This is a genomic window from Brevibacterium yomogidense (genome assembly GCF_016107685.1).
GTDB lineage: Bacteria > Actinomycetota > Actinomycetes > Actinomycetales > Brevibacteriaceae > Brevibacterium > Brevibacterium yomogidense.
Map to the genome: position 1 here is coordinate 815403 of NZ_JABASY010000001.1, position 17454 is coordinate 832856.

At 70.1% G+C, this 17454-nt stretch carries 13 protein-coding genes; 9 read left to right on the forward strand and 4 right to left on the reverse strand.

What is annotated here, in order from left to right:
- Positions 1 to 104 precede the first annotated feature (104 nt).
- From JFC09_RS03450 to JFC09_RS03465, 4 genes are all read right to left on the reverse strand, one after another.
- A complete protein-coding gene (locus JFC09_RS03450) occupies positions 105 to 860 on the reverse strand; it encodes an iron ABC transporter ATP-binding protein (RefSeq protein ID WP_198392549.1) in 756 nt (251 codons plus the stop codon).
- Positions 857 to 2125 (reverse strand): iron chelate uptake ABC transporter family permease subunit, encoded by a 1269-nt coding sequence (locus tag JFC09_RS03455; RefSeq protein ID WP_232483033.1) that lies wholly within the window; start codon positions 2123 to 2125, stop codon positions 857 to 859. The genes JFC09_RS03450 and JFC09_RS03455 overlap by 4 nt, the downstream gene beginning before the upstream one ends.
- 45 nt (positions 2126 to 2170) lie before the next feature.
- The gene (locus JFC09_RS03460) at positions 2171 to 3088 is read right to left on the reverse strand and encodes an ABC transporter permease (protein WP_198392550.1); all 918 of its coding nucleotides are present in this window, start codon (positions 3086 to 3088) and stop codon (positions 2171 to 2173) included.
- 182 nt (positions 3089 to 3270) lie between these two features.
- Positions 3271 to 4269, reverse strand: coding sequence for a siderophore ABC transporter substrate-binding protein (locus tag JFC09_RS03465; protein ID WP_198392551.1), 999 nt, complete (start codon positions 4267 to 4269; stop codon positions 3271 to 3273).
- Positions 4270 to 4505: 236 nt separating this feature from the next.
- On the opposite strand from JFC09_RS03465, the gene JFC09_RS03470 reads away from it, so the two are divergent.
- The 9 genes from JFC09_RS03470 to JFC09_RS03510 all read left to right on the forward strand — a co-directional run bounded on the left by JFC09_RS03470 (position 4506) and on the right by JFC09_RS03510 (position 17411).
- Entirely contained in the window at positions 4506 to 6344 is a 1839-nt protein-coding gene (locus JFC09_RS03470) for an amidohydrolase (RefSeq protein WP_198392552.1), read from the forward strand.
- A gap of 174 nt (positions 6345 to 6518) precedes the next feature.
- Positions 6519 to 8075 (forward strand): polysaccharide biosynthesis tyrosine autokinase, encoded by a 1557-nt coding sequence (locus JFC09_RS03475; protein ID WP_198392553.1) that lies wholly within the window; start codon positions 6519 to 6521, stop codon positions 8073 to 8075.
- Positions 8072 to 9085, forward strand: coding sequence for a glycosyltransferase (locus JFC09_RS03480; protein WP_198392554.1), 1014 nt, complete (start codon positions 8072 to 8074; stop codon positions 9083 to 9085). Before JFC09_RS03475 ends, JFC09_RS03480 begins: the two co-directional genes overlap by 4 nt.
- On the forward strand, positions 9085 to 9909 hold the full coding sequence (locus tag JFC09_RS03485) for a glycosyltransferase (RefSeq protein WP_198392555.1): 825 nt from the start codon (positions 9085 to 9087) through the stop codon (positions 9907 to 9909). The genes JFC09_RS03480 and JFC09_RS03485 overlap by 1 nt, the downstream gene beginning before the upstream one ends.
- A 7-nt stretch (positions 9910 to 9916) precedes the next feature.
- Positions 9917 to 11194 carry an EpsG family protein gene (locus tag JFC09_RS03490; protein WP_198392556.1) on the forward strand — a complete coding sequence of 426 codons (1278 nt, stop codon included), beginning with the start codon at positions 9917 to 9919 and terminating at the stop codon, positions 11192 to 11194.
- On the forward strand, positions 11191 to 12396 hold the full coding sequence (locus tag JFC09_RS03495) for a hypothetical protein (RefSeq protein WP_198392557.1): 1206 nt from the start codon (positions 11191 to 11193) through the stop codon (positions 12394 to 12396). The genes JFC09_RS03490 and JFC09_RS03495 overlap by 4 nt, the downstream gene beginning before the upstream one ends.
- A gap of 80 nt (positions 12397 to 12476) precedes the next feature.
- The gene (locus JFC09_RS03500) at positions 12477 to 14813 is read left to right on the forward strand and encodes a MurT ligase domain-containing protein (protein ID WP_198392558.1); all 2337 of its coding nucleotides are present in this window, start codon (positions 12477 to 12479) and stop codon (positions 14811 to 14813) included.
- A complete protein-coding gene (locus JFC09_RS03505; RefSeq protein ID WP_198392559.1) occupies positions 14810 to 15631 on the forward strand; it encodes an aminoglycoside phosphotransferase family protein in 822 nt (273 codons plus the stop codon). The genes JFC09_RS03500 and JFC09_RS03505 overlap by 4 nt, the downstream gene beginning before the upstream one ends.
- A 175-nt stretch (positions 15632 to 15806) precedes the next feature.
- Entirely contained in the window at positions 15807 to 17411 is a 1605-nt protein-coding gene (locus JFC09_RS03510; protein WP_198392560.1) for an oligosaccharide flippase family protein, read from the forward strand.
- The last annotated feature ends 43 nt before the right edge of the window (positions 17412 to 17454 follow it).

Consider the following 17454-nt stretch of genomic DNA (forward strand, 5'->3'; position numbering starts at 1 on the left):
GTGGGCGCAACCGCTCTGCGGTCGCGCACTCCCGTCTCCCGGGCTGCCGCCTCTCCGCCCCCGGGCAGCCGCATCCCCGCCTCCCGGGCTGCCGCTTCCCCGCCTCAGTAGTAGCAGGCGAGGATGCCGCGTGGCCCGTCGATCACGTCGATCGGGGTGTTGAAGATCGAGGACAGGGTGTCCGGCACCATGATCTCCTCCGGCGTCCCGAAAGCCACGACCTCACCGTGCTTGAGCGCGCAGATGTGGTCCGCGTAGTGGCCTGCGAAGTTGATGTCGTGGAGGACGATGACGATCGTCCGGCCCAGTTCCTCCGCGGCGCGCTTGAGGTGCTTCATCATCTGCACCGAATGCTGCATGTCGAGGTTGTTGAGGGGCTCGTCCAGCAGGACGTACTCCGTGTCCTGCGCCAGCACCATGGCGACATACGCGCGCTGGCGCTGTCCGCCGGACAGCTCGTCTAGGTACCGGGACTCCAGGTCGTCCAGCCGGAGGAAGTCGATCGCCTCGCTGATCACCCGTTCGTCCTCGACGGTGAGTCTCCCGCCGGAATGCGGGAATCGTCCGAAGCCCACGAGCTGCCGGACGGTGAGCCGTGTGACGAAGTGGTTCTCCTGGCGGAGGATGGAGATCCTCTTCGCGAGTTCCTTCGACGGGGTCTTCGAGACGTCCAGCCCGCCCACCGTGATGCTGCCGGCGTCCATCCCCATGAGGCGGCCGATCATCGTGAGCAGTGTGGACTTCCCGGCGCCGTTGGGGCCCACGAGTGCGGTGATGCCGCCGGACGGGATCTCCAGGTCGACGGGTCCGATCGCGACCTCGGCGGTGTACTTCCGCAGTACGGTGCTGAGCGTGATCACAGGCGACCCTTTCGGAGGATGTAGACGAGGAAGAAGGTGCCGCCGATGATCTCGATGATGATGCCCACCGACCCCTCGGCGTAGAAGACGTGCTTGAGGATGAAGTGCGACCCGGCGAGCACGACGATGCCGATGAGCCACGCGATGGGGAAGACGAGCCGGTGGTCGTAGGTGTCCGCGAGCTGGTAGGCGAGCATCGCGACGAGGAAGCCCAGGAACGTCATCGGTCCGACGAGTGCCGTCGACACCGCCATGAGGACCGACACGAGGAGCAGCACGCAGATCGTCTGCAGACGGTGGTTGAGGCCCAGGTTGACGGCGGTCTCGCGGCCCAGGGACATGACGTTGAGGCGTCCGGCCTGCAGCCACAGGAGTACTCCGGCGACGGCGGCCAGGCAGATCGCCCAGCCCAGATAGCTGGTGTCCGCGTTCGCGATCGATCCGATGAGGCGGGCGGTGAGGATGTCGAATTCGCTGGGGGTGAGGAGCCGCTGCATGAAGGTGGCGGCGGCTCCCAGGCCACCGCCCATCACGATGCCCACCAGCAGTGTGACCTGCAGGTTCCCGTTGCGGCCCGCGAGCAGCCAGCCGTAGAGCGCGGCGGCGAAGCCCACCATGAGGGCGACCTGGAGGAAGAACTGCCACACGCCGACGACCGCTGTCACGCCCGCGGCCCCCAGGAAGAAGACGGCCGCGGTCTGCACGAGCCTGTAGAGCGATTCGAAGCCCATGATCGACGGGGTGAGGATCCGGTTGTTCGTCACCGTTTGGAAGGCGACGGTCGCCAGCGCCTGGCAGAACGCGACGACGATGACGACGACGACGTTCGTCGCGCGCATCTGGGCGATGAGCCAGAATCCGCGCGAGCCCACGGGCATCGGGTTGTCGTACGCGAGACCGCCGCAGATGGCGGCTGCAGCGAGCACCACGAGTGTTCCCGCGACGATCCAGAACCGTCGGACCGACCGCCGGGTGGGCAGGGCGCCTGCGCGCCGCGGTTCACCGGCATCCGTGAGCAGTGACGGCTCGGTCGCCGAGGCCGTTGCCTGCTCGTCCGCCGGCGTCGCCGCGCCGGCCGGGACCTCCGCGTCCGCCGGGGCCGTCGCGTCTGCGAAGAGGGCCGGCTCGGTCGCTGCTGCGGTCCCGTTCGTCAGGGCGGCCCCGTTCGTCGATGCGGCATCCCCCGGTGCGTGGCTCGTGACGTGCCGGCGGTCGTGGTCCGGCGAGCTCCCGGAGGGTGTGCCTGCGGTGACGTGGGCGGTCATGGCCGATTCCTTCATGGTCGGGTTCCTGTGCGGACGGGGCACGGGTCAGCGCCTCTTCACGATGAGCGCGATGAACACGATCGCGCCGACGAGGGCGAGGATGAGCGAGACGGGCACTTCGAACGGCGAGATGATCGTGCGGCCGATGAGGTCGCACACCGTGACGATGCAGATGCCGGTGAGCGCGACCCAGGGAAGGTTCGAGCGGAGGTCGTCGCCTCGGAACATCGACACGATGTTCGGGACGATGAGGCCCAGGAAGGGCAGGTTGCCGACGACGACCGTGACGATGCCGGTGGCGATGGCGATGAGCCCGGTCCCCAGGAGCACGACGGCCCGGTAGTTGAGACCGATGTTCGTGGAGAACTCCTCACCCAGTCCCGCGGCGGTGAAGCGGTCCGATGCGATGAAGACGGCGATGACGACGAGCACGACGACGAGGAGGGGTTCGTACTGCCCCTTGATGATGCCCGTGAAGGAGCCGGCGAACCAGATGCCGAGGCTCTGCAGCATGTCCGTCTGCAGGGCGAGGAAGGTGGAGACGGCACCGACGACGGCGCCGAGCATGATGCCGACGATCGGCACGATGACGGACGAGCGCAGTGTGACGCGCTGGAGGAACGCGAAGAAGATCGATGTGCCGATGAACGCGGTGGCGACCGCGACCGTCATCTTCGTCAGCAGTGACGAATCGGGCGCGACGATCATGACGAGCAGCAGGCCCAGGCCCGCCCATTCGGTGGTGCCGGTCGTCGTCGGCTCGACGAAGCGGTTCTGCGTGATCATCTGCATGACGAGCCCGCACATCGCCATCGCGGCGCCGGACAGGACGAGCGCGATGGTGCGGGGGACGCGGGTGATGCCGAACATCTCCGCGCCGTCGTCGGCGCCGAAGATGTCGTACTCGCCCACGAAGAGGCTCGCCCCGACGAGCGCGACGGTGACGACCAGCCCCACGACCATGGGCCAGGTGAAGAGCCGCGGGGACCTCGATGTGCGAGGCGCGTGCTCACGACGTCCGGCGTGCTCACCGTGTCCGTCTCGCCGTCCAGGTCCCGCGTGCCCCTCACGGCCGACGGGCCCGCCGCCGGACGCGATGTCCGGCAGCGGGCCTGCGGCCGTGCTCTGTGGCGTGGGTTCGGAAGTCAGTTCGACTGCTCCATCGCATCGGCGATCGAGTTGTAGAACTCGGTGTACGTCGCGAGGCTCTCGTCGAGGTACGTGAATTCGGGCATGTACACGATGTTGCCCTCGGCCACCGCGGTGACGTTCTGGAGAGCGGGCGAGTCCGCGAGGAGGTCCTGTGCCGGGGTGTACTCCTCACCGGAGTTCGCGTTGACGCCGGCGTCGCGGTCCATGACGAGGATCCAGTCGGGGTTCGAATCCGCGATGGCCTCGACGGAGATGTCGTCGCCCTGGTGGTCCTCGGACGCTTCGTCGACCTCGAGTGCGGGGGTGAGCCCCAGGTCGTCGAAGACGGGGCCCAGCGTGCGGCCCTCGGTCGGGGCGGCGTAGTTGATGTCGCCGCCGGAGGTGATGACGCCCATGACGGACTCGTCGGAGTCGTAGGCGGCGACGACACGGTCGACGGCCTCGTCGTACTCGTCGACGAGCGTCTGCGCCTCGTCCTCCTTCTCGAAGACCTTGCCGAGCTCCGTCACCTGGCGCTTGAGCTCGTCGCCGAACTCCTCGTCCTCGCGCGGGTCCAGGTTGAGCATCGCGGCGTCGGGTGCGAGCGAGGCGATGTCCTCCTCGTACTGCGTGTAGCGCTGTCCGATGATGACGACGTCGGGGTCCGCCTCGACGATCGATTCGAGGTCCGGCTCGCGGTGGTTGCCGGTGTCGAGGACCTGGTCGTCGTCCTTGTAGGAGAGGTCTGCGCGCATGAGCGACACGGCGCCGGCGGACAGGTCGACACCCCAGTCGTCCAGGAGCTTGAACGTGCGGTTGTCGAAGGCCGCGACGCTCTGTGGCGGGACGGCCACGTCGACGGGGCCGCTGTTCGCCTCGACCGTCACGGTCGACGAGGCGTCGCCGGTCTCGGCCTCTGCCTCGCCGGTCGATCCGGACCCGCAGGCCGTGAGGCCCAGGGCGAGGGCTGCGGTCGAGGCCAGGACGACGCCGAGGCGGTTCCGTCTCTGCATGGTGGTGCTCCTTCGTACATGAATGGGGGCGTCCGGCGGGCCCGGCCGACCGCGGGGTCGGGGTGCGCTGCCGCGGACAGGGTCTCAGCGCTTAGCTGAGCCTTACCTCTCAGTGTGCACACATCTCGTGATTAGGTAAAGCCGATCTTGCCTATTTGAGACGTACGGCACAAGGTGTGTTCGAGTGAGTTCCGGTCTCCGTCGCGTCCTCCCCGCGCGTGTGGTTCGATGTCAGCATGCGCACCGATGACCCGTCCTCCGCGTCCGCCCCGTTCCGCCTCTTCGCGAACGGTCGCGTCTACACCTGCGCGGCGGACAGTCGCGCGACGGCGGGGGCCGGCGGCGCCGCCTCGGGCGCTCCGAGCGGTGCGGTCGCGGAGGAGTCCGTCCTCGTGCAGGGCGGCCGCGTCGTCGCGGTCGGGTCGACGCGGGACCTGCGGGACCGCGTCGGTTCGCAGCCGGTCGAGGAGGTCGACCTCGCCGGTCGTGTGGTCCTCCCCGGGTTCGTCGACGCGCACCTCCACGCTGTGTCGACCGCGAACACCATCGCCGAGGTCGACCTCCGGCAGGTGCGCAGCCTCCGTGCCGCTGTGGACACCGTCGCGGCCCACGCGGCGACGCTGCCGCCGGGGGAGTGGGTGACCGGGGGCCGCTGGGACTCGAACACGTGGGACATGGGGCGCGGCGGCTCGTATCAGCCGGACCGTGCGGCGCTCGACGCCGTACTGCCCGACCGTCCGGTCGCCCTCTGGTCGATCGACTACCACACGCTGTGGCTCAACGGCGCGGCCCTGGACGCGGTGGGGATCGACGACGACACCCCGAACCCGGTGGGCGGCGAGATCGTCCGCGACGGCGCCGGGCGTGCGACCGGCATCCTCCGTGAGGACGCGGCGACGATCGCGGAGCGCGCGATGCCCGCACTGTCCCTGGACCAGCGTGCGCAGAACCTGCTGACGGCGCAGCGGAAGTGGCTGGCCGAAGGCCTCACCGGCGTCCACGACATCGACGGTGCCGCCTCCCAGGAGGCGTGGGATGCGCTGCGGGCGGATGACGGGCTGCTCCTGCGGGTCGTCAAGTACCTCCGCCTCGACGAGCTCGAGTGGGCGCGGGCGGTCGGGTGGCGGACCGGCGATCAGGTGGGGCGGACCCGCATCGGTGGGACCGGTGCCCCGGAGCCCGCCCTGGCCTGGAACGACCCCGACCGCGACGACTGGTTCGTGCGCGGCGGCCTCAAGCTGTTCTCCGACGGTGCGCTGGGATCGCAGACCTCCTACATGACCGACCCCTTCCCGCCCCAGCCGGGGGAGGACCACCTCCCCAACTACGGGCTCCCGATCGCGGGGGAGGACCTGCTCGTCGAGCAGATCGAGCAGGCGCTGGACGCGGGCATCGCGCTGGCGATCCACGCGATCGGCGACCGCGCGAACCACCACGTCCTGCGCGCCTTCGCCCGCACCCGCGACGCGTCGCGCGCAGCTGAGCAGAGGCACGGCCGTCCGCTGCGCCACCGGATCGAGCACGCGCAGTTCGTGCGGCCCGAGGAGGTCGCGATGTTCGCCGACCTGGGGATCGTCGCGTCGATGCAGCCCCGCCACTGCATCTCCGACCTCCACCTGCTCGATGCGCTCCGGCCCGATCCGCGGCTGGCCGCCTACGCGTGGAAGGACCTCGCGGCGGCCGGTGTCGCCGTCGCGTTCGGCTCCGACGGCCCCGTCGAGCTCACCGACCCGTTCGCCGCGATCTACGCGGCGATGACGCGGGCGGACATCGGCGGCGACCCCGCGACCACCTTCGAGCCGGGGCGCCGGATCTCCGCGTGGGACGCGATCGAGGCCCACACCTCGGGCGCGGCGTTCGCGGCCGGGCTGGAGCGATCGGTGGGCACGCTCGCCCCGGGGATGGCTGCGGACCTCATCGCGGTCGACGTCGACCCGTTCGTCGCCGACGGCGGCAGCGGTCTCACCGGCGAGTACGAGAGCGAAGCCGCACTCTTCGAGCACGCCGAGGCCGTGCGCGACGCCACGGTCCACCTCACAGCGGTGGCGGGAGACGTCGCCTTCGCGCGCATCTGACAGGGGTCGTGGTCGCCGCCGGTCCGCGGGACTCCGCCGCCTCGTGAGTCATTCCACATTCCGACCATACGCCTTGCGGATCATGGTCTAGGATCGCTAAGTTCAGAGATGATTCACTTTTCGGTCTAGTTGCAACTGTGAGTCACTCACGACAAGCGGAACAGGAGGGGCGCCATGGTCACCGCCATCCCCCGCAGCTCGTCGACGCGGGATGCCAACGGCGACCGCATGCTGGAGCTGGGCGACTACCTCCGCATGGTGCGCCGCTCGTGGGTGATGGTCGTCTCGATCGTCGCAGCCGGGATCCTCGTCGCCGCGGCGTCGGTCCTCTTCACGACCCCCCGCTACGAAGCGACGACAGAGCTGTACGTGTCCGTGCTGGGCGCCGAACGCAGCACGGACGACCTGGTGCGCGGATCCGATTTCGCCCGGCAGAGCGTCGAGAGCTACGTGCGGATCGCGACGTCGAACAGTGTCCTCGACCCCGTCGTCGACGAACTGGGCCTCGACATGACCGGCCGGGAACTCGCGCAGGACGTCACCGCGGTCGCCCCGGAGGACACGTCCCTCGTGGTGCTCACCGTGACGGGGGAGGACCCGGCGCTCACCGCACGCATCGCCGCGGCCGTGGGCGAGAGCCTCAAGGACGTCGTCGAGACCAAGCTCGCCGGATTCACCTCCGGCGACGGTGCGACCCCCATGAGCACCGTGCGCCTCACGACGGTCCAGGACGCGATCACCTCGAAGAGCCCCGTGGTCCCGGTCCCCTCCCTCTACCTGGCGCTCGGACTGCTAGGTGGGCTCGTGGCAGGCGTGGGTGCGGCCGTCCTCCGCGGGGTGCTGGACACCCGTCTGCACACGGCCGACGACATCGCCGCGGTGACGGACCGCCCCGTCATCGGAGAGATCGCGTTCGACAAGAATGCGCAGAGCGATCCGCTCCTGCTGAGCTCCAAGGGGCCCAGCCCGCAGGCGGAATCGTTCCGCTCGCTCAGGACGAACCTGCGGTTCCTGTCCGCCAGCGGGAACGGCGTCGCCACCAGCCGCAGCCTGGTCGTCACGTCGAGCCGGACCTTCGAGGGGCGCACGACGACAGTCGTCAACCTGGCGATCGCGCTGGCGGGGGCCGGGGCGCGCGTCCTGCTGATCGACGGCGACCTGCGCCGCCCGCGCATGGCGCAGTATCTGGGCATCGACGGGAACACCGGGCTGTCCGACGTCCTCATCGGCCACAGGGATCCCTGGCAGGTCATCCAGCGCTGGGGCGGTGACGGACTCCACGTCCTGCCCAGCGGCGCGGTGCCCCCGAACCCCAGTGAGCTGCTGGAGATGCCCGGCATGCGGAACCTCATCGGGGCGATGCAGACGCAGTTCGAATTCGTCCTCATCGACTCCCCTCCCGTGCTGGTGGCGACGGACGCGACCGTCATCAGCCGCTACACCGACGGGGTGCTATTCGTCGCCGCATCGGGGGAGACCGCGCGCAGGGAGCTGGAGAACGGGCTGCGGGCATTCGAGACCGTCGGCTCGCGGGTGCGCGGCGTCGTGCTCACCAAGGTGCGCAGGCACACCACGCAGGCCTACGGGTACGGCGACTACGAATCCGAACCGGACGTGCCGATCACCTCCCCCGCACGGCCCCGCACCCGGTGGGTCGGCACACACAGCGACAACGGCGCGGAGCCGGACGAGACCGCGCCGCTCACGACTGACGAAGGAGCATTCCGATGACTCGCATCCTGCATGTGACCGAATGCTTCGCCGGTGGGGTGAAGCGCGCCATCGAGGCCCGCGTGGGCGCGACAGAGGAGTTCGAGCACCACCTCCTGTACTCCGGGGAAGAGGACGTGTCGTCGCTGACGCCCTGGGCGACGGTGCACACGATGCCCCGGAACCCGCTGTCGGCGATCGCCGCCGTGCGTGCGACCGTCAAGCGGATCCGGCCGGACGTCGTGCACGCGCATTCGAGCTGGGCAGGCTTCTACGCGCGCCTCCTCAAGCTGCCTGCCCCGGTGGTCTACGAACCGCACTGCTTCAAGTTCGACGACCCGAGCTCCCCCACGGTGGCGCGCTGGGCCTTCCACTCCGCGGAGCGGCTGCTCGCGCCGCGGACGGCGGCGTTCGCCACCCTCTCCACGTATGAGGGGCGCCTCACACAGTCCGTGGCACCGGGCGCCCGCTCCGTGCGGCTGGAGAACACCCCGAGCATCGAATCGGTGGAGACCCCCGCCTCCGCCAGCCGCTCACGGCACTCCGTCGTCATGGTCGGGAGGCTCGCCAAGCAGAAGGACCCCGAATTCTTCCTCCGCACGGTGCGCGAAGTGCGTCGTCTGGACTCACGACTGCACGCGGTCTGGGTGGGGGACGGCGACGCGCACTACCGGCGGATGCTGGAGGAGGAGGACATCGAGGTCACGGGCTGGTTGAGCGGGGACGAGGTGCGCGAACGACTCGTCGACGCCGTCTACGTCCACACGGCCGCGTACGAAGGTCTCCCGCTGAGCATCCTCGACGCGGCGGCGGCAGACGCGCCGATCACGGCACGCGGCATCCTGTCGCTGACGGACCTGCCGATCCACCTGGAGTCCACGCCGGAAACGCTCGCGGAATCCGCGTGCCTGCTGAGCCACCCGGGTGAGCGCCAGAATGCCGCGCTCCGCGGCAATGAGCGGATCCGACGCACCTACAACATGGAGAAGCTGGGGGAATCCCTGTCACAGCTCTACCGGCAGGCACAGTGATGGCGCGCGTTCCCGCGGACTCTCCGCCGATCTGTCTGGTCATCGCCTACCACGAGGAGGGCGAGAACCTCCTGCGCTCGCTGGGCTCCGTGACCCTGGAGCCCGGCGATTCGATCGTGGTCGTCGACGACGGCTCCACCCGCCTGCCCGCACGCGACCTCTGCCCGGACGCAGTCGCAGGTGTCCCGGTCACCCTCGTGGAGCTCGCAGAGAACCAGGGCGTCGCCGCCGCAGCCCGCATCGGGGTGGCCTCCGCACCCGACGACGCCCGGTACATCGCGCGGCTCGACTGCCGCGACGTGTGCCGTGCAGACCGCTTCCGACTCCAGCGGGCATACCTGGACGCGCATCCTCGCTGCGGGATCGTCGGCAGCTCCGTCGACTTCCGGGCGCTGGACGGCGAGCACCTCTACACCCACCGTCAGCCGGAGACGGACGCGGAGATCCGCAGACTCATGCGGGTCAACTGCGCCTTCACCCAGCCGTCGGTCATGTTCCGCCGCACGGCCTACGACGCGGTCGGCGGCTACTCCGAGTCCTATCCGTACGCGGAGGACTACGCGCTCTTCCGCGCGCTCATGACGGTGAGCGACGGGTACAACCTGCAGGAGCCGCTCGTCGTGTGCTCGACGATGGACGGGGGGATCTCCCAGCGACACCGGCGCCGGCAGCTGCTCACCCGCGCCAAGGTGATCCTCACCCATTGGGACTGGCACCCGGGGTCGGCCTACGGTCTGCTGCGCGCCGTCGCCCAGCTGGCGACCTCCCGCAACTTCACGAGTCGGATCAAGCGAGCGGTCCCCGTGCTCGCAGGCAGGCGCTGAGGCGTCCGTGGCCCCCTATCTCCTCGTCGCGGCCATGGCCACGGTGGCCGCGATCGTCGGGAACGTCCGCGGCCTCCGCGCCCTGTGGTGGATCCTGCCGCCGGCCGTCCTCATCCCCTTCGTCGCAGGCCGCGCCGATTCCGTCGGCACAGACACCCGCATGTACCACGGGTTCTTCCTGCGGGTCGACCCCCATTCGCTCGGCGACACGCTCGCGGACATCCCGCAGGAGTTCGGCTACGTGTCCCTCATGTACGTGGTGCGGCAGTGGACCGACGACTACCGGGTGTGGCTCACACTGTGCGCGGTGCTCACGGTCTACCCGGTCCTCCTGGCGATCCGCCGCGCGAGCAGCATGCCGGTGCTCTCTCTGTTCCTGTACATCTCGCTCTCCTACTACCTGTTCGCGTTCAACGGGGTGCGGCAGGCCGTCGCGCTGTCCCTGGTCCTCCTCGCGGAGACCTACCGCGACACCCACCGTGTCGCGTGGATCCTCCTCTACGTCGCGGCGCTGGGGTTCCACATCTCCGTCGTCCTGGTCTTCGTCGTCATGCTGCTGGCCCGGCGACAGCGCACGCGTCCGCTGCCGTTCCTCGTCGCCACGGTGGGCGTGTCCGCGATGGGAGCGATGGTCATCGCCGTCCCCGCGATCGGGTATCTGCTCACCTCGCTCAACGAGCGCTACGAGGGCTACCTGTCATCCGACGAGGGAGCGGGCATCGGCACGATCCTCGTCATGTCGATCCACCTGGGCATCGCGCTCTTCCTCGGGCTGCTGCTGCGCGGACGGGACGCCGAGCTCGAACAGGCGGCGGCCGTCAGCGGCTCACCGGGCGGCATGCCACAGGGCCACGTGCTGGCCCAGACGGGGCCTCTCCCGGTCCAGACGGAGCCCCTCCCCGTTCGTACGAGGTCCTTCCCGGTCCAGGCGGAGCCTGCAGCATTCCAGGACGGGCCCAGTGCAGGCGGTCCCGCCGGCGCCGTGGGCGTGATCGACCGCACCCGGCCGCGCGCGGACTCCCGGGTCAACGGTGACCTGGCGGTGTACACGCTGTCGTCCGGAGCGCTCATCCTCGCACTCACCAACGTGTTCGCCGGGCGCTTCGAACCATACTTCGGGATCTTCGTCATCCTCTGCCTGCCGAACGTCCTCGCCGAGGTGCGGCACCGGCACACCCGAGGGTTCCTCGTCGCGATCGTCGCGGGAGCGATCGGCTACTTCTGCTTCCACACATGGTTCTACAACGAACTCATCCCCTACGAATCCACCTGGAGCACACCATGACGGGCCATGGTTCGATCATCCGCAACGGCGCCGGCCGTCGACCGCGGGGCCGCCTCGCAGTCGCAGTGGGAATCGCTGTGATCATCGCGCTCGTCGTGAGTGCGACCCTCCTCCTGCAGGCACTGCGGGACGACGCGGTCGCGGTGACGGCGACCGGCTGGCCCGGGCCCAGCGGCGTGGAGGTCGTCGACGAGCAGGGGCAGCTGGGACATGACGTGAGCGGCCTGTCCGTCCAGACCGCGGACGACGGGTCCGAAACCCTGTGGGCGGTGCGGAACGCTCCGGGCCTCGTCCACCGCTTCGCCCCCGACGGCGAGGGCTGGTATCCGACCGACGACACGTGGGGTGCGGGGAAGCAGCTGCGTGACACGAACGGTGAGGGCCGGCCCGACGCGGAGGCCCTCGTGTTCGTGGAGAACGCGGGCGGGGACGCGCTCTACGTCGCGATCGAGCGGGACAACCACATCCCGGACGTGAGCTCCCTCCGGGTCCTCAGGTACTCGTTGTTCGAGGGCCCCATCGCCGCGGTGGACGCGGAGGCGCCCGGCGGCGATCCGGAAGGCGACGGCCTCCGGGGAGAAGGAGATGCGGCGGCATCGTCCGCGGGGAGCGCAGAGGAGCTCGTCGCGACGCACGACTGGGACCTCTCCGCTGAGTTCCCGCGCACGGAGCCGAACGAGGGATTCGAAGGCATCGCCTACGTGCCGGACGATGCGCTGGTGTCCGGCCGCTTCCTCGACGAGAGCAGGGGGAAGCGCTACGACCCGGACGACTACGGATCCCACGGCTCCGGCGTGTTCTTCGTGGGAATGGAGACCACCGGCATGATCTACGGCTACGTGCTCGAGGACAACGGGGACTTCACCCGCGTCAGCACGATCGACAGCGGGCTGCCGGCCCTGGCGGAGCTGGAGTACGAACCGGACACGGGGAGGCTCTGGGCCATCTGTGACGACACCTGCGCGGGGACCTCGACGAGCCTCGAGCTGACGTCGCGCTGGTTCTGGTCACGCAGCCGCTTCTCCGTCGCCGAACGCTACGACCGGCCTGCGGGAATGCCGGACACGAACAACGAAGGCTTTGCGATCTCTCGCGACAGCTCCTGCGCCGACGGCGTCAAGCCGGTGTACTGGTCCGACGACAACGCCCTCGACGGGCACGTCCTCCGAGCCGGACGGGTGACGTGCGGCAGCACCCGCTAGCAGCCCGACCACACAGCACGATTCCGCGAGACAGCCCCACAGCGATACGGACATTCGTTCCGGGAGGAAGGACCCCCGCCGTGACAGCACGAATTGAACAGAACTCCTCGAACGCGAAGGATCCCACCCCCGTGGAGGCGACGGCGCCCACCCCGGCGGGGCCCGCAGGCACCGCATCGCAGCGGCTCGAGGAGCCGACTCCGCGCAGCCGGGTGGACCTCCCCGTGGCGACCGCGCCTCGCAGCCGCGCGGACGTCCCGGTGCGCAGCCGCATGGCCGCCGTCCTCGGACGCACCGTCTCAGCGGCCTCGCGGGCGGTCGGGAAGGGCGGCGGCACCATGATCGGCGGGCGTCTGGCGCTGCGCCTCGACCCGGCGATCCTCACGGCCCTGGGCAGCACCCGACAGACAGTCCTCGTGACGGGGACGAACGGCAAGTCGACCACCTCCCGGCTGCTGGCGGCGGCCCTTTCCGTGGGCGGTCCCGTTGTGGCCGGGACCGGCGCCAACCGGATCCCCGGCCTCGTGTCCGCCCTCGTCGGCGCTCCCGCGGGCACCCGCGCGGCGCTGGAGACGCGTGAAGCAGAGGCGTGCACCGTCATCGACGCGCTCGAACCCGCTGTGCTCATCCTGCTGAACCTCAGCCGCGAGCACGCGGACCGCAGCTCCGAGACGACCGTCCTCGAAAGGACGCTGCGCGCAGGCATCGCGAAGCACCCCGACACGGTGCTCGTCGCCAACTGCGATGACGTGCGCATCACCTCGATCGCGTTCGACGCACCGACCGTCGTCTGGGTCGCGGCGGGACTGGGAGCGGAAGGGGTGGTCCGAGCCTGCCCGCGCTGCGGCGGCCTCATCACGGTGGACCCCGCTCCCGAGGCGGCGCCCACCGCGACGGCGGACGCCGCCTCCCGGCTCGCAGCGGACGACGCGCACCCCGTCTGGCGCTGCTCGTCCTGCTCCCTTGCACGCCCGACCCCGGACTGGACGGTCGACGCGACCGACGGCGGGGGAGTCCTCACCGGACCGGACGCGTTCCGGGAGACCTTCTCGATGCGGCTGCCGGGGCGGGCGAACCTCGGCAACGCGGCGCAGACCGTCGCCGCGGCGACACTCATCGGGATCGAGCCGCGGGCAGCACTGCGGGCGGTCGCGGACGTCGCGGACATCGGCGGCCGCTACAGCCGCATGACGATGGACGACCATGTCCTGCGCCTGCTGCTGGGGAAGAACCCCGCCGCGGCGAGGGAATCCGTGTCCGTCGTGGACCCGGAGGCGCGAAGCGCCGTGCTCGTGCTCAACGAGGACGGCGACGAGACGAGCGACACCGTGTGGGTCTGGGACGTCGACTACAGCCCGCTGACCACCGTCGGACCCCTCATCGTGGCCAGCGGCGATCGAGCAGCCGACATGTCCGTCCGGCTGGCCTACGACGGGGTGCCCCACGCCGTGGAGACCGACGTCATGCGCGCCATCCGGGCGTCCGAGCCCGGCGCGGTGGACGTGATGATCCCCGGTGTGGACGCACTGCAGGCGCTCGAGCGCACGATCCGAAGCTCCGCAGAACCGCAGAAGACCGGGCCGGACGACGCCGCGTCCGGCCGAACGGCTGGGCCGTCGCGACCGAACCCTATGCCCCTGGAGATCCACGGAACGGTGGAGCCCGTCGTCCCACCGGTCGACCGTCCAGCCGTGAGGATCGGCCTCGTCCTGCCGGAGACGCTCGCAGCCTCCGGCGACCGGGGCAACGCGCTGGTGCTGCGTGAGCGCCTGCGACTGCGCGGCTACGACGCGCGGATCGTCCCGGTGGGATTCGACGCTCCTGTTCCGGACGACTTGGACGTCTACCTCCTGGGCGGGAACGAATCGGACGAGCAGCGCATCGCCGTCACACACCTGCAGCAGCACGACGGGCTGCGCTCCGCTGTGGCAGCCGGAGCCCCGGTGCTCGCCGTGCGCGCCGGCGCACAGATCCTCGGCCACTGGTACGAGGACGACGACGGCGTCCGCCGGGAGGGACTGGGTCTGCTCGACGTGACGACGACCTCGGCGACGTCCGTGGCAGGACTGCGTGCCGGACGGGTCGAGGCCGGGGAGATCACGGCCTCCTGCCTCCTCGACGAGGTGAGCTCCGCACTGAGCGGTTTCGACTCCAGCCACCGACGGCTGGTCCTGGGCTCGCAGGCGCAGCCGCTGGCGCGGGTGTTCGGTGTGTCCTCCGAGGCCCCGGTCCGGCACGAGGGGGCGGTGCAGGGGTCGATCGTCGCGACGTCCATGCAGGGACCGGTCCTGGCCCGCAACCCGGAACTCGCGGACCTGTTCATCAGCCGGATCCTCGGGGTCGGGATGGGCGACCTCGCCCTCCTGGAGATCCCGGCCGTGGACCGGCTGCGCGCGGAGAGGCTGGCAGCAGGGTGACGGTCGCAGAGGAGAAGGTGATCGTCGTCCGCGCGAACGACGCGAACGGACGACGGCGGAACCGGCTGGAGGTCTACGGGCGGCAGTGGGCGGCGGACCAGGGCGTGCCCGTCCCCCGCGTGATCGATCACGAGGACGACGGCTCCAGGATGGTGACTGAGCGGGTGCAGTCCCTCCCACCCACGGGGACCGACTACGTCGACGCCGCCCTCGCCTCCGCACGACTGATCGAGGCGGGTGCGCCGCCCCAGCCGATCGAACCGGCGACGACGTGGCGCCACCCCAACCGGTGGAGGGCCCCGGTGCGGGCGCTCCAGCTCGCGTCGGCGGGGATCTCACCCGTGCTGTTCGTGCAGGCGCGCAGGAAGGCGGCAGCCCTGCCGTCCGTCGTCCCGTCGCACTTCGACTACCACCCCGGCAATGTCCTCCACGCGGCAGCGGATGCACCCGTGGCGACGATCATCGATTTCGAATACCTGCGGATGGGGCCGCGCTACGGGGACGCGATCCGTCTCTTCACCACGCTGGAATCGCATGCGGATGCCGCATACGGCGTCGACGGGCTGCTGCGGCGGACTTCCCGTGCGGAATGGCCGGGGATCTCGACACAGCTGCGCTGGTTGGCGCTGCGGCCGCTCGCGGAACTCATCACCGTCGAGAGCGGTCCTCCGGGGGCGCTGCTGATGCGTGCACGCGAACGATGGCGTCTGGCACAGCAGTGGGTGCAGGAGATCGACCGCGGATACCACCGGCCGATCCACCCGCCGTCCTCCCCACCGGGCACCGGGAGCCTGCCGCCACCGGAGGGGGTCGTCTGAGCGCACACGCGACGAACCGGTGAGGCGGAGGGCGCTCGGGGGCGCGCGCTCACAGCCGCAGTGCAAGGACCGCACCCGCCGTGGCACACGGCGGGAGGCCACCAGGGGCAGCGGCCCCGCGGGTCGCAGTGATGCGATCTGCGGGGCGATCTGCCGGCAGGGACGGAGCAGACGTATGACGAAGGATCAGCCGACGGGGATGGGCGACCAGCCGAAGGACGCCGGGGGCCGGTCGGACCGCTCCGGCACCGAGCCGAAGAGCACGGGCCGCCAGGCGACGGGCACGGGCCGCGAGGCGAAGGCGATCGGCCAGGCGAAGGGCACGGGCCGCCAGGCGAAGGCGATCGGCCAGGCGGGCCACGAACGCCACGTGGCGAAGGCGCTCCTGTCGCTGGCCGGGGGTGAAGTCGCCGGCAAGCTCGCGACGCTCGTCACCCTCGCGTGGTCCGCGCGTGTCATCGGCGTCGAGGCGTTCGGTGTCTTCACGTTCGGGATGGGCCTGGGTGTCCTCGTGGCCACCATCCCCTCGCTGTCGCCGGTGTCCCGGATGATCCAGCTCGTCGGATCGCGGGTCGAAACGCTGGGCGTTCGGCTGGCCGCCCTCAACGTCCTCAGACTGTCCTTCACCGTGCCCGCGATGATCATCGCGCTGCCGTTCGTCTTCATGCGTCCCGAGGCGGTGGACCGGTGGACGATCGCGCTCATGGTGCTGTCGTGCCTGCTCGACAACACCATCAAGGTGTGGTGGTCCGCGTGCACGGCGCTCGACCGCCAGGCCGCCACGGCGCTCGTCCTCGTCGGTCAGCGCCTCACCACCCTGGCGCTGGTGGCCGCAGCCCTGCTCACCGCCCCCAGCTCCGCGACCGTCGCCGCCGCCTTCGCGATCGGCTCCTTCCTCGCGAACATCGCCATGATGATCCTGGCCCGCAGCTTCGGCGCTCACACCGACTATCGGGCGATGACCCGCGTGCACCTGAAGGAGATGCTCGTCGCCACGCCGGTGTCGGGCGGGAACTCGGTGCTCACCGAGATGCTGGGGCGCCTCGACGTCATCCTCATCGGACTGATCGCGGGCGACGCGGCTGTGGGCCTCTACGGGGTCGCCTACCGGCTCATGGAGACTGCGCTGTTCGTCAGCTGGACGCTGTCCCGTGCGCTCACCCCCGACCTGGTCCGGTCACGGGTGGGTGCGGAGCTCGCGCAGCCCGTCCGGCTGGGACTGGTCCTGCTGTTCGGCCTCTACGTGCCCTATGGTGCTGTCCTCGCACTCGCCGGCACAGAGCTGTCCGAGGTCATCTTCGGTTCTGCCTACGAGACGGGCGGCGTCCTCCTGCTGCTGAGCGCCGCCCCTCTGCTGTTCGGCATCGCGCACCTGGGGACGGAGACCCTGTTCGCGCGCCGACCCGACCCGATCGTGCCTCTGGCCACCGGTGTCGCACTCGTCGTCAATCTCCTCCTCAACGTGCTGCTGCTGGGTGCGCTGGGGGCGGAGGGCGCGGCCCTCGCGAAGACGGTCGCCTTCGCCGTCCAGGCAGTGATCCTGTCCGTGGCCGTCGTGCGGATCGCGCCACCCCGCGGGTGGGCCCGGGGTGCGCTGGTCGCTGTCGGTGCGACTGCAGTGGCGATCATCCCGGTCGTGCTGGATTTCCACATCCTGCCGTCCGTACTCGTGGCCGGCGCGATCTACTGCCCAGTTTGGTACATCCTCGTGAGACGGTTCGATCCCGGCATGGCGGATTGGATTGGGCGGGCCCGCGGCGGTGGGCGCGACGAGGAGTAGGGCGGAGTCTTCTCTGATGTCCGCCCGACCTGTGTGATTCTGT